Origin of the sequence: Methylobacterium sp. E-041 (genome assembly GCF_022829665.1) — a bacterium.
In the GTDB taxonomy this organism is placed as follows: Bacteria; Pseudomonadota; Alphaproteobacteria; order Rhizobiales; family Beijerinckiaceae; genus Methylobacterium.
Map to the genome: position 1 here is coordinate 1 of NZ_JAKSYQ010000039.1, position 12720 is coordinate 12720.

At 71.2% G+C, this 12720-nt stretch carries 11 protein-coding genes; 4 read left to right on the top strand and 7 right to left on the bottom strand.

Features of this window, described 5'->3' with window-relative positions:
* Positions 1-1406: TolC family outer membrane protein (locus tag MKK70_RS02460; protein ID WP_243945661.1), on the bottom strand; the 1406-nt coding region annotated here is incomplete at its 3' end.
* Positions 1407-1601: 195 nt separating this feature from the next.
* Positions 1602-2258 (bottom strand): protein-L-isoaspartate O-methyltransferase family protein, encoded by a 657-nt coding sequence (locus MKK70_RS02465; RefSeq protein WP_147729888.1) that lies wholly within the window; start codon positions 2256-2258, stop codon positions 1602-1604.
* 335 nt (positions 2259-2593) lie between these two features.
* On the opposite strand from MKK70_RS02465, the gene MKK70_RS02470 reads away from it, so the two are divergent.
* Positions 2594-3856, top strand: coding sequence for a PQQ-dependent sugar dehydrogenase (locus MKK70_RS02470; RefSeq protein WP_409568237.1), 1263 nt, complete (start codon positions 2594-2596; stop codon positions 3854-3856).
* Complete coding sequence (locus tag MKK70_RS02475; protein WP_243945663.1) at positions 3853-4419, top strand: c-type cytochrome; 567 nt, start codon at positions 3853-3855, stop codon at positions 4417-4419. The genes MKK70_RS02470 and MKK70_RS02475 overlap by 4 nt, the downstream gene beginning before the upstream one ends.
* Positions 4420-4427: 8 nt before the next feature.
* Here the strand turns inward: MKK70_RS02475 and MKK70_RS02480 are convergent, their stop codons facing one another.
* Positions 4428-4934, bottom strand: coding sequence for a GNAT family N-acetyltransferase (locus tag MKK70_RS02480; RefSeq protein WP_243945665.1), 507 nt, complete (start codon positions 4932-4934; stop codon positions 4428-4430).
* Between the two features lie 39 nt (positions 4935-4973).
* Positions 4974-6170 (bottom strand): MFS transporter, encoded by a 1197-nt coding sequence (locus MKK70_RS02485; RefSeq protein ID WP_147844362.1) that lies wholly within the window; start codon positions 6168-6170, stop codon positions 4974-4976.
* Positions 6171-6308: 138 nt separating this feature from the next.
* Between MKK70_RS02485 and MKK70_RS02490 the strand changes: the two genes are divergently transcribed.
* Positions 6309-7082: a helix-turn-helix domain-containing protein gene (locus MKK70_RS02490; RefSeq protein WP_147860107.1), complete on the top strand. Its 774-nt coding sequence runs from the start codon at positions 6309-6311 to the stop codon at positions 7080-7082.
* 20 nt (positions 7083-7102) lie between these two features.
* A complete protein-coding gene (locus MKK70_RS02495; protein ID WP_243945667.1) occupies positions 7103-7717 on the top strand; it encodes an NIPSNAP family protein in 615 nt (204 codons plus the stop codon).
* A gap of 10 nt (positions 7718-7727) precedes the next feature.
* On the opposite strand, the gene MKK70_RS02500 is transcribed toward MKK70_RS02495, so the two are convergent.
* The 3 genes from MKK70_RS02500 to MKK70_RS02510 form a co-directional block, all read right to left on the bottom strand.
* Positions 7728-8831, bottom strand: coding sequence for a microcin C ABC transporter permease YejB (locus tag MKK70_RS02500; RefSeq protein ID WP_147843590.1), 1104 nt, complete (start codon positions 8829-8831; stop codon positions 7728-7730).
* 63 nt (positions 8832-8894) lie between these two features.
* On the bottom strand, positions 8895-10751 hold the full coding sequence (locus MKK70_RS02505) for an extracellular solute-binding protein (protein WP_243945669.1): 1857 nt from the start codon (positions 10749-10751) through the stop codon (positions 8895-8897).
* A complete protein-coding gene (locus MKK70_RS02510; RefSeq protein WP_243945671.1) occupies positions 10748-12649 on the bottom strand; it encodes an extracellular solute-binding protein in 1902 nt (633 codons plus the stop codon). Before MKK70_RS02510 ends, MKK70_RS02505 begins: the two co-directional genes overlap by 4 nt.
* Positions 12650-12720 lie beyond the last annotated feature (71 nt).

A 12720-nucleotide genomic window follows, 5' to 3' on the forward strand; every position in this document is an offset into this window, starting at 1 on the left:
GAGCGGACGCCGTACCAGAGATCCTTGACCTGGTCGTAGTGGACCTTGGCGCTGTAGACCGCCACCGGCACCGCGGTGTAGCGCACCGTCAGACGGCCGATCGCCTGGACCACGCCGTAGGAGAAGATCACCCGGTCGCGCTGGGCGGTGATCAGGTTCACGCGGGCGTTGAGCAGTTCCTGCTGCGCGTTGAGCACGTCGAGGGTCGTGCGCTGACCGACGCGGGCTTCCTCGCGGACGCCGTTCAGCGCGACCTCGTTGGCCTGGACCTGGGCCTGGGCGGCAATCACCTGTGCCTTGGCGGCCTCGAGCCGGCCCCAGAAGTCGACCACCTGCGCGCGGACCTGATCGCGGACGAGGTCGGCCTGGATGCGGGTCTGGCCGACGACTTCCTTCTGCTGGCGGATCTGCGCGTATTCCTGGCCGCCCTGGTACAGCGGGATCGTCACCCGCCCGACGATCGACGCCGACACGAAGTTGTCGCCGGGGAAGGTCTGGTCGTAGCGCTGCTGCACGCTGCCCTGCAGGCCGACGGTCGGATACAGCGCGGCCTCGAGCACCTTGACCTGCGCCTCGGCCGCGTCGACCGCGTGCAGCGCCGAGAGGATCTGCGGATGCTCCTGCAGGCCGATCGCGATCGCCGAATCGAGGTTGGCCGGCACGTAGCGGTCGAGCGGGCGGCCCGGGGCGAGCTGGCGCGGCTCGACGCCGATGTTCTGGCGATAGGTGCCGATGCTGGTGCGCAGGGCCGATTCCGCGACGCTGACCTGCGAGCGGGCGCCGGCGAGGCGCGCCTCGGCCTGGGCGACGTCGGTGCGGGTGACCTCGCCGACGTTGAAGCGGTCGCGGGTCTGGCGGAGCTGCTCCTCCAGCACCTCGACGTTGTTGCGGTTCAGCTCCAGCGTCGCGGTGTTGCTGAGCACGTTCATGTAGGACTGCACGCCGCCGTACAGCACCGACATCTCGGTGGAGCGCAGGCTCTCGCGCTGGCTGTAGACGTTCGACTCGGCGCGGCGGGTGTTGTTGTCGGTCTGGAACCCGTTGAACAATGTCTGGTTGACGGTGAGGCCCGCACCGCCCGGCGTTGTGTTATACGCCGCCTGTTGGCCTGAGATGCGGCCTTCGAGGTAACTCTGGCCGATGTCAGCGCTGATGGCCGCGGTCGGGCGATAGCCGGACTTCGCGATCGCGACGCCCTCGTCGGTCGCGCGGACGCCGGCGCGGCTGGAGTTGAGCTGCGGGTTGCCGCCGTAGGCCTTGGCGAGCGCCGATTCCAGCGTCTCGGACGCTGCCGGACCGGCCGTCAGCCCGGCGGCGACGGCGAGGCCGGCCAGCCGAAGCGCGGGGCGCGTCGCAGGTTTGCGTTGTGTCACGTCGATCAGCCCTTGCGGTTTCTCGAAGACCATCTTGCCCGTCTTGCGACGGCCACGGCGCATGAGCGCCGGCCCGGTCACGCCCGCCCCGGGGCAGACCTTAACCCATTCACGAAGACGTGGCCCAGGGCGAGGACGGCCCATCCCTCGAATCGTCGGGACGTGGCGCATAAAAGCGACACCCCCCCCCGCGCGATCGGAGCGCGGTTCCGGGAGCGCGCCGAGCGCTCAGAACGCGAAGCCGGCCTCTTCGCGGAACGCCGCCAGGCCCGGAAGCGCCGCGTCGAACAGCGGGCGTGCGCCGAAGGCGTCGCCGGCGCGGACGAACAGGGTCGCCTTGGCGGACTTGTCGCGACCGAGGACGCAGACGAGGCGGCCCTCGTCCTTCAGCTGGTCGAGCAGCGCCTGCGGGCGCACCTCGACGCGGCCGTTGATCAGGATCGCGTCGTACGGGCCGGCCTTCGGCAAGCCGGCGGCGAGGGGCCCCTCCACCACCTCGACCTGCGTCCCGTCGAGGCGCTCGCGCGCCGCCTCCGCCAGGGCGGGGTCCGATTCGAGGGCGGTGACCCGGCCGCCGAGGCGCGCCATCACGGCGGCGGCGTAGCCGTATCCGGTGCCGACATCGAGCGCCCGGACGCCGCCGCCGATGCGCAGCGCCTGAATCATCCGCGCGAGCAGCATCGAGGCAGGCATGTAGCGCAGGTCGCCGTCGCTGCCGCCGAGCTTCAGGTTCTGGTCGATGTAGGCGAAGGGCTCCGCCCCCGGCGGCACGAAGTTCTCGCGCGGCACCGCGTCGAACGCGTCCAGGACCGCGATGTCGTTCACGTCGAAGGTCCGGAGCTGGCAGTCGACCATCAGGCGTCGGGCCTGCGCGTAATCGAGCATGGAGACGGGTTCCTCGACGCGGTTCGAACGAGCCGGTTCCGCGAGACGCCCGCCGAGGCCGCGCTCACGCTTCCGGATCAGCCGGTTTCTCGGGGATCGGGTGCCAAAAGGCAAGGTTGCGCCGGGCGGGCCGCCGGCCCGCGAACCGGTTCGGTGAGACATCCGCGCCCGCTCGACACGCCGCAGCGGCGCCGGGATGCAACCGGTGGTGACGGTGCGGGGAACCTGTTTCCCGGGGCGCTCGCCTTCGCCGGTCGGAGCGTGAATAACGGATCCGATGGCGAGCGGGGGCCGGCGCGACGCGCCGAGATCCCGCCGAGCCCGGGAGACGCCGCGTGACACCCGTCCGGAGCCGAAGCCTCGCCGCGCTGGCGTTGACGACCTGCCTCGCCGCGCAAGGCGCCCTGGCGCAGCAGCCGGCGAGCCCCGCCCCGGCTGCCGCCGCCCCCGCGGCCCCTGCCGTCGACAAGGGCTCCGCCCTCTACGGGCGCCCCGAGGGCGGGGACGCCGCCAAGCTCGCACCGATCTCCGGGCCGCCGCTCGCGACGCCGCTGGCGAAGCTCCCGCTCGACAAGCTGACGGTGCCCGACGGCTTCAAGATCGAGGTCTATGCCAGCGGGCTCGCCAACGCCCGCTCGATGCGCCAGAGCCCGGACGGGACTCTGTTCATCGGCACCCGCGCGGTCGGCAAGGTCTACGCGATCCCGGCGAAGGTCGGGCCGGACGGCAAGCGCGAGGTCAAGACCATCGCCACCGGCCTGCACCGGCCGAACGGGCTCGCGTTCCACGACGGATCTCTGTTCGTGGCCGAGCTCTCGAAGATCTGGCGCTACGACGGCATCGAGGCGCATCTCGACGAGGTACCGAAGCCGGTGCTGGTCTACGACGACCTGCCCAAGGACGAGGCGCACGGCTGGAAATTCATCGCCATCGGCCCCGACGACAAGCTCTACGTCCCGGTCGGATCACCCGGCAACATCACGATGCCCCCCGACACCCACGCCCAGATCCGGCGGATGGACCTCGACGGCAAGAACGTCGAGGTGATCGCCCGCGGGGTGCGCAACACCGTCGGCTTCGACTGGAACCCGATCACGAAGCAGCTGTGGTTCACCGACAACGGCCGCGACTGGGTGTCGGAGGACATCCCGAACGACGAGCTCAACGTGCTGACCGAGCCGGGCAAGCAGCATTTCGGCTTCCCGTACTGCCACCAGGGCACCTTCACCGATCCGGAATACGGCTGGGGCCATTCCTGCGCCGAGTTCACGGCGCCGGCGGCGCTGCTGGGCCCCCACACCGCCTCGCTCGGCCTGCGCTTCTACACCGGCGCCATGTTCCCGGCGGACTACAGGAACGCGATGTTCATCGCCCGGCACGGCTCGTGGAACCGCACGCGCAAGCTCGGCGGCGACGTGGTGGTGGTACGCCTCGGTTCCGACGGCAAGGTCGCCTCGGTGGAGCCGTTCCTCTCCGGCTTCCTGCAGGACAACAAGTATGTCGGCCGCCCCGTCGACGTGCTGGTGGCCGACGACGGGGCGCTCCTGGTCTCGGACGACTACAACGGCGCGATCTACCGGATCAGCGCCGCGCAATGAGCCGCGCGATCGCCCCGGCCCTCGTCGCGACGCTCCTCCTCGGGACGGCGACGTCCGCCCCGCTGGGGGAGCGGCTGGCGCCCTGCCTCGCCTGCCACGGCGAGCGCGGCACCTCCGGGACCGAGGGCGTGCCCTCGCTCGGCGGGCAGATGCCCGACTACGTCGTCACGCAGCTGTTCCAGTTCCGGGAGCGGCAGCGCGAGGCGCCGCCGATGAACGATATGGCGTCGGCTTTGTCCGACGACGACCTGCGCGGCTTCGCCGACGCGGTGGGCGCCCTGCCCGCACCGGTCCCTGCCGGCGGCCCGCCCGATCCGGCACTCCTCGCGCGGGCGCAGGCGCTGGTGTCCAAGCACCAGTGCAAGTCCTGCCACGGGGCCGAGCTGACCGGGCGCGACGCGCTCCCGCGCATCCGCGGCCAGCGCGAGGACTACCTCAAGGCGGCGCTCACGGCGTATCGCTCGAACGCCCGGCCCGGCTACGACCCGGCGATGAACGAGGTCGCGCAGACGCTGAAGGACGACGAGATCGCCGACCTCGCCGCCTACATCGCGCGGCTCTGAGCGAGGCTTCAGCCGGTGCGGATCGCCGCGACCGCCCCGCGGGCCGTGGCGAGGAAGCCCGGCTTCAGCTCGAGGGCGAGGAAGCGGGCCGGGTCGACCGGGCCGGGCAGGACCAGATGCTCGGCCGGCACCGGCGAGAACCCGAACCGGGCATAGAACGGCGCGTCGCCGACCAGGATCACCAGGCCCTCGCCGGCCGACGTCGCCGCGGCGAGGCTCGCCCGCATCAGCGCCGTGCCGACGCCGCGCCCGGAGAAGCTCGGGTCGACGGCGAGCGGCCCCAGCGCGAGGAAGCCGGCGCCGCCGGCCGTCACCGGCGCCATCCGCACCGATCCGACGAGGAAGCTGCCGACCGAGGCCGTGACGCTGAGGTCGGCCCGGTGCGCCGAGCCCTCGCGCAGCCGGAACGCGGTGCGCGCGTAGCGCCCAGGCCCGAAGGCGCGGGCGTGCAGACGCTCGATGGCGTCGCCATCGTCGGGGTTCTCGGGGCGGATGACGAGGGAGAGGGCTGGCACGAGGTTCGGCGTAACAGGTTTCGACGGCGCCCGCAGCCGCTACGCGGCGGCGGCGAGAACGGGCTGCGCGTCGCTCCGCACCAGCCGGTAGAACCCGAACGCGGCGACCCAGATCAGGCCGCCGAAGGCCGCCGCCGTCCCGAGCACGAGGCCGAAGCCGCCACGGTCGTGCAGCAGGGCGATCAGGGGCACCACGAAGCCGCTCGCGGTGAAGCCCACGAAGTAGCGCAGGCTGTAGGCCTTCGCGCGCTGGTGCGCCGGGACGTAGCGCGCGATCATCGCGTCGTTGATGACGACCTGCCCGTAGATCGCGGCGATCGCCAGCACCAGCCCGAGCAGCAACAGGGGGCCGGAGGACGCCGCCGCGAGGCCGAGGCCGAGCGGCTGCAGCACCGACAGGCCGAGGAACAGGCTCGGCAGGCCGAAGCGGTCGACGAGGCGGCCCATCAGCAGCTGGGTCAGCGCGCCGAAGACGAAGACCGCGGTGGCGATCGAGCCGATCAGGGTCAGCGACAGGGCCTGCCCGACGCCCTCGTCGATCACCTTCGGCAGCGAGATCGTGGTGACGTTGAAGGTGATGCCGCCGGCGAAGATCGCCACGCCGAACATCGCCAGAAGCGCCATCGGCCGCGTCACCGGGATGATTGCCGCCCCGCCGGCCTTGCGCGCCTCGCCGTCCCCGTCCCCCGGCACCATCGCGACGAAGGCGGTGCCGCAGGCGAGGCACACGAGGCCGGGCACCACGAAGGCGGCCTGCCAGCCGAGCGTCGTGGCGAGCAGCGCCGTCGCGCCCGAGGCGCTGGCGGCGCCGAAATTGCCCCAGACCCCGTTGATGCCGAGGTCGTGCCCGAGGCGCCGCGCGTGGGTGACCAGCATGGTCGAGCCGACCGGGTGGTAGATCGCCGAGGCGAGGCCGAGCACGCACAGCCAGATCGCGAACGCGGTCGGCGTCGCGGCGCTGGCGACCCCGAGGCAAGACAGCCCGTAGCCGAAGAAGAACACCGCGAGCATGTTGCGCCGCCCGAAACGGTCGGCAAGCGAGCCCATCGGCAGCGAGCACAGCCCGAAGGCGACGAAGGCGCCGGTCGCGAGCCCGATCAGCTCGCCGTAGCCGAGGCCGGTCTGGCTCGCGATGGCGATCACCGCGGTCGGGTAGATCAGCAGCACGAAGTGGTCGAGGGCGTGCGCCACGTTGACGAAGCGCAGGGTGCGGCTGGAGAGATCGTCCGGGCTCATCGCGGCGTATCCTTCGGGACCGCCGCCTCATACCCTGACCCGATGGACGGTGTCGGGCCGCAAATGTACGCTCCCGGGCCATTCTTCGACGCGCCCGTGCATGCGCGGACGGAAAGCGACCCTTTGCGAGGATGGGCCATGCCGCCGCGCTCGACCGATGCCGCCGACTACCAGGACGTGCCCCGGTCGGTCGCGGTGATGCCCAAGGCCTTCGCCGCCGCGAGCCGGACCGACCGGCACTTCCACCCGCGCGCACAGCTGCTCTACGCCACCGCCGGGTTGATGATGGCCTCGGCCGACGACGGCACCTGGGTCGTGCCCGAGGGGCACGCGCTGCTGATCCCGCCGCGGCTGCCGCATGCGGTCGCGATGCACGGGGCGGTGGCGATGTGCTCGGCCTATCTCGATCCGCGCGCCTTCGCCGTTCCCGATCGCTGCCGGGTGATCGCGGTGTCGCCGCTCCTCGTCGCGGCGCTGGCGGCGCTCGCCGAGGAGCCGGTGCTCTACGACGAGGCCGGCCGCGGCGGGCATCTCGCCGCCCTGGTCCTCGACGAGATCGGCCGGGCCCCGGAGACGCCGCTGGCGCTTCCGCTGCCGCGCGACGCGCGCCTGCGCCGGGTCTGCCTCGGGCTGATCGAGGATCCGGGCTCGGCCGACGACCTCGATGCCTGGGCGACGCGCGCGGGCGCGAGCCGGCGCACGCTGACCCGCGGGTTCCGCCAGGAGACCGGTCTCAGCTTCGGCGATTGGCGCGCGCGGGCGCGGGTGATCCGCGCGCTGGCCCTCGCCGCCGACGGCCGCCCGGCCGGGCACGTCGCGGCGGCGGTGGGGTATCGCAGCCGCCACGCGCTGCGAGCGACGGTCGGGCGGGTGCTGGGCCCGCACGGCGCGCGGCCCCATATCCCCGGCTGATCAGCCGGAGGCCGATGGGCATGCTCTACGAACTCGCCGCGCTCTCATGCCCCCTGAACGCGCTCGATCGCGCCTCCGAGGGGGCGGCGGCCTGGGTCGGCGCGCCCGCGGCCGGCGGCAGCGTGCTCGGGAGCTGGCGCACCGAGATCGGGATGCTCGGCCGGCTCCTGGTCCTGCGCGGCTTCGAGGCGCCGGAGGACATGAGCGCCGAGCGCCGTCGCGCCCTCATGAGCGCGAGCCCGTTCAACGCCGGCGGCGTCGCGACCGCCCTGGAGATGGACAGCTACGCCGCCTTTCCGTTCCTGCCGCCGGTGCGCACCGGCGCCCGCGGCGGCGTCTACGAGTTCCGCACCTACCGCCTGAAGCCGGGCGGCCTGCCGCCGACGCTCGACGCCTGGGAGGCGGCCGTGCCGCCGGCCAAGCCCTACACCGACCACCTCGTGACCAACCTGTACGCGCTCGACGGCGCGCCGCGGATCACCCACATCTGGGGCTTCCCGAGCCTGGGGGAGCGGGCGTCCCTGCGCCGCGCGGCGCAGGGCTCGGGGCACTGGCCGCCGAAGGGCGGCCCCGACCACATCGCCGAGGCCGTCTCCAGCATCGGCCTGCCCGAGGCCTGGTCGCCGCTGACCTGATCGTTGCCGCTCAGGTGGCGCGGGCGGAAAAGTCGATGCGCGGATCGATCCAGACGTAGATCAGGTCGGAGAGCAGGTTCACCGCCAGCCCGAGCAGCGAGAAGATGTACAGGGTGGCGAACACCACCGGATAATCGCGCCCGACGATCGCCCGGAACGAGAGCTCGCCGAGGCCGTCGAGCGAGAAGATCGTCTCGATCAGCAGCGAGCCGGTGAAGAAGGCCGAGATGAAGGCTCCGGGAAAGCCCGCGATGACGATCAGCATCGCGTTGCGGAAGACGTGGCCGTAGAGCACCCGTCGCTCCGACAGGCCCTTCATCCGCGCGGTGAGCACGTACTGCTTGCGGATCTCGTCGAGGAACGAGTTCTTGGTCAGCAGCGTCGAGGTCGCGAAGGCGCCGATCACCAGGGCGGTCAGCGGCAGCACCATGTGCCAGGCGTAGTCGCCGATCTTCTGCCAGGTCGAGAACGTCTCCCAGCCCTCGCTGGTCAGCCCGCGCAGGGGGAACCACTGGAAGAACGAGCCGCCGGAGAACAGGATGATCAGCATCAGCCCGAACATGAAGCCCGGCACGGAGTAGCCGACGATGACGACGAACGAGGTCCAGCGGTCGAAGCGGGCCCCGTCGGAGACCGCCTTGCGGATGCCCAGCGGGATCGAGATCGCGTAGGACAGGAGCGTCATCCACAGGCCGAGCGAGATCGAGACCGGCAGTCGCTCCTTGATCAGCTCGATGACGGTGACGTCGCGAAAGTAGCTGCGGCCGAAATCGAAGCGGACGTAGTCCCACAGCATCTTGGCGAAGCGCTCGGGCGCCGGCTTGTCGAAGCCGAACTGCTTCTCGAGCTTTGCGATGAAGTCGGGGCTCAGCCCCTGCGCCCCGCGGTAGCGCGAGCTCGCCTCGCCGCCCGAGGCCGGCCGGCTCGCGCCGCCGAGGTCGCCGGTGCCGCCGGTGACGCGCGAGAGCGTGCCGTCGCCCTGCCCCTGCATCTGCGCGAGCACCCGCTCCACCGGCCCGCCCGGGGCGAACTGCACGATGGTGAAGGTGATCAGCATGATCCCGAATAGGGTCGGGATCATCAGGCCGATGCGGCGCAGGATGTAGCCGAGCAACGAAGGTGTCTCCTGTGTCGCCGACGCCCCGAGGGCCGGGGCTCGGCGGTCCGGCGCCGCGCGTCAGTTCCAGCCAATCCGCTTGGCCTTGTCGGCGTCGAACCACCACACGGCCGGGGCGCCGAGATCGTATTTCGGGCCCTCCGCCGGATGGCCGTAGACGTCCCAGAGCGCGAGCTTGTGCGTGCCGGCATACCACATCGGCACCCAGTAGCGCCCGGCGCGCAGCACCCGGTCCAGCGCCCGGCACGCGGCGTTCAAGGCGTCGCGGGATTTCGCGTCGGCGATGGCGGTGAGCAGCGCGTCGATCGCCGGGTTCGCGATGCCCGACAGGTTGTTGGAGCCCGCCGTGGCGGCCGAGCGCGAGCCGTAGGTCTCGCGCAGCTCCGCCCCGGGCGTGACGCCGCTGGCGTAGCGCCGCGAGGTCATGTCGAAGTCGAAGTCCTTGAGACGCGACTGGTATTGCGAGGCGTCGACCGTGCGGATCGTCGCCTTGATCCCGAGCAGGCCGAGGTTGCGGATGAAGGGATGGGTATGCGGCTCCAGCGCCGGGCTCGAATCGAGGAACTCGATCTCGAACGGCTTGCCGCCGGGCAGCGTGAGCAGGCCGCCGTCGCGGGTGCAGCCGGCCTCGCGCAGCAGCGCGTCGGCCCGCCGCAGCAGCGTGCGGTCCTGCCCCGACCCGTCCGAGACCGGCGGCGTCCACGGCTCGCCGAACACCTCCGCCGGCAGGTCCTTGCGCAGGGGCTCGAGCAGCGCCAGCTCGTCCGGGGACGGCGTGCCGGTCGCCTTCAGGACGGAGTTCTCGAAGAACGAGGCCGTGCGCGTGTAGGCGCCGAACATGATGTTCTTGTTCGTCCACTCGAAGTCGAAACACAGGCCGATCGCCTCGCGCACCCGCGGATCGCGGAACTGGGGCCGGCGGGTGTTGATCCACCAGCCCTGCGTGCCGGAGGGACGGGCATCCGGCACGGTGGTGCGCACCACGCGGCCCTCCGTCGCCGCCGGGAAGTCGTAGCCGGTGGCCCAGACCCGCGCGGTGAACTCCTCGCGGAAGGTGAAGGCGCCGCCCTTGAACGCCTCGAAGGCGACGTTGCGATCGCGGAAATACTCGTACCGGATCGCATCGAAGTTGTTCTGCCCGACCATCACCGGAAGGTCCGCGGCCCAGTAGTCGCGCACCCGCTCGAACTCGATCGCGCGGCCGACATCGACGCGGCCGACCTGGTACGGCCCCGAGCCGAGCGGAGGCTCGAGGCTGGAGGCCGCGAAGTCGCGCTTGGCGTAGTAGGCCGCTGAGAAGATCGGCAGCTGCGCCACGGCGAGCGGCAGGTCGCGGGCGCGGCCGGGGGCGAAGCTGACGACGACGGTCTCGTCGTCGAGCGCCCGCGCATCCGTCATGTCCCGGATCACCTCCGAGATTTCCGGGTGGCCCTTCTCGCGCAGCAGTGTGAGGCTGAAGGCGACGTCCTTCGCGGTCAGCTTGGAGCCGTCGTGGAACCGCGCCTGCGGGCGCAGGGCGAAGGTGTAGGCCAGCCCGTCCTCGGACACCGTCACCGCGCGCGCCACGAGGCCGTAGAGCGCGTCCGGCTCGTCCAGCGCCCGCACCATCAGGCTGTCGAAGGTGAGGTTCATGCCGGCGGCCCCCTCCCCCTGCAGCACGTAGGCGTTCAAGGTGTTGAAGGTGTCGGGCGCCTGGTTTCCGAAGGTCTGGCTCAGCTGCGACGAGAAGCGGCCGCCCTTGGGCGCCATCGGGTTCACGTAGTCGAAGCGCTGGAAGTCCTTGGGGTATTTCAGCTCGCCGAAGCTCGACAGGCCGTGCGAAGCTTGGCTTTCCGCGGCCGCCGCGCGGGGAAGGGCTACGCCGGCCGTCAGCGCGCCCGCGCCGAGGACCAGGGTGCGGCGGGAGACGCCGCTCAACGCGGCGCCCCGGTCTTGGCGGCCGCCGCCGCGTCGTACCACCAGGTCGTCGGGAAGCCGGACGAGCCGTAGAGCGGCAGCACGGCGGGGTGCGCGAAGCGGTTCCAGCGCACCGTCCGCGAGACGTTCGAGGCCCATTGCGGCACGACGAACTCGTGGGCGAGCAGCACCCGGTCGAGGGCGTGGGTCGCCGTCAGGACGCCCGGTCGGTCCTTGGCGAAGATCACCGTCTCGATCAGCGCGTCGATCGCGGGATCCTTGATGCCGATGAGGTTGCGCGAGCCCGGCTTGTCGGCGGAGGCCGAGCCCCAGTACTCGCGCTGCTCGTTGCCGGGGGAAAGCGATTCCGGCCAGGAGCCGGTGGTGACGTCGAACTCGAAGTTGCGCATCCTGTTCTGATACTGCGCCTGGTCGATCACCCGCAGGGTGGTGCCGATGCCGATGAGCTTCAGCTGCGCCGAGAACGGCAGGATCACCCGCTCGAAGGTGTTCTGGAACTCGAGGAACTCGACGGTGAGCGGCTCGCCCGTGGCCTTGTTCACCATCCGGCCGTCGCGCTGCTCGTAGCCGGCCTCGCGCAGCAGGCGCACCGCCTCGCGCAGGTTCGTGCGCACGGCTTCGGGCGTGTCGCTCACCGGATTCTTGTAGGGCGCGGTGAAGACGGAGGGCGGCACCTTGTCCTTCACCGTCTCCAGCAGCGCCTTCTCCTCGCCCTCGGGAAGGCCGGAGGCGGCGAGCTCGGAGCCGTAGAAGTACGAGTCGATGCGCTTGTAAAGGCCGTAGAACAACGCGCGGTTCATCTCCTCGAAGTTCATCGCGAGGTTGAAGGCGCGCCGCACCCGCGGGTCCTTGAACTTGTCCCTGCGCGTGTTGAAGATGAACGCCTGCATGTTGCCGTTGCCGCGATCGGGGAAGGCCTCCTTGATCAGGCGCCCGTCCTTCACCGCGGGGACGTCGTCGTAGGCGGTGGCCCAGTTGCGGGCGATGTTCTCGACGCGGAAATCGTAGAGGTCGCCCTTCAGCGCCTCCACGAGCACCGTCCCGTCGCGAAAGTACTCGTAGCGCTGAGTGCCGAAGTTGTTGCGCCCCGCATTCACGGGCAGGTCCTTGCCCCAGTAGTCGGCGACGCGGGTGTAGGTCGCCGAGCGGCCGGGATCGAATTTTTCCAGCTTGTACGGGCCGGAGCCGAGCGGCGGCTCCAGCGTCGTCTCCGTGACGTTGCGCGGGCGCCCCTGCGCATCCTTGCCCGTCCACCAGTGCTTGGGCAGCACGCGCAGCTGCCCGATCACCTGCGGCAGCTCGCGGTTGCCGGTCTCGGAGAAGGTGAAGGTCACCTCGCGCGGGCCCGTGGCCTCGGCCTTGGCCACGGTCTGGTAGTAGGCGGCGTAGAACGGGCTGCTCGCCTTGAAGGTCTCGAACGACCAGACCACGTCCTCGGTGGTGATCGCGATGCCGTCGTGCCACTTCGCGGCCTCGCGCAGGCGGTAGGTCACCGAGCCGAGGTCGGGCGCGACGCGCAGCGCCTCGGCGAGCAGCCCGTAGGAGGTGAAGGGCTCGTCCAGCGACTCGGTGGTGAGCGTGTCGTAGAGCAGCGCGATCCCGCCCTCCAGGTCGCCCTTCAGGCCCGAGACCGCGAGGTTGAAGTTGTCGAACCCGCCCTGCGCCCCGAGGCGCACGAGGCCGCCCTTGGGGGCTGCCGGGTCGGCGTAGTCGAAATGCTTGAAGTCCGGGCCGTATTTCGGCTGGCCCATCAGCGTCACCGCGTGCACCCAGCCGGCACCCGCCGCCGGCGGCGCCGGCTCGGATTGCGCGCCCGCGGGTCCTGCGAGGCAGGCGAACGCCAGGGCGGCGGCCAAGGTGCCTGCGAACAATCGTCCGATCACGGGATGCGCTGTCACGAGGGGGCAGTCTCCGGTTCGTCGGTGATCGGCCGTTCGGCGGGCCGTTCCCGCCTGCTTAGGACGGACCG

What these genes read in the sequence shown, in the direction of transcription:
- MKK70_RS02490 (WP_147860107.1), top strand. Translation starts at nt 6,309, where the DNA reads ATGCCGCCGCGCTCGACCGATGCCGCCGACTACCAGGACGTGCCCCGG.
- MKK70_RS02465 (WP_147729888.1), bottom strand. Translation starts at nt 2,258, where the DNA reads ATGCTCGATTACGCGCAGGCCCGACGCCTGATGGTCGACTGCCAGCTC.
- MKK70_RS02485 (WP_147844362.1), bottom strand. Translation starts at nt 6,170, where the DNA reads ATGAGCCCGGACGATCTCTCCAGCCGCACCCTGCGCTTCGTCAACGTG.
- MKK70_RS02475 (WP_243945663.1), top strand. Translation starts at nt 3,853, where the DNA reads ATGAGCCGCGCGATCGCCCCGGCCCTCGTCGCGACGCTCCTCCTCGGG.
- MKK70_RS02495 (WP_243945667.1), top strand. Translation starts at nt 7,103, where the DNA reads ATGCTCTACGAACTCGCCGCGCTCTCATGCCCCCTGAACGCGCTCGAT.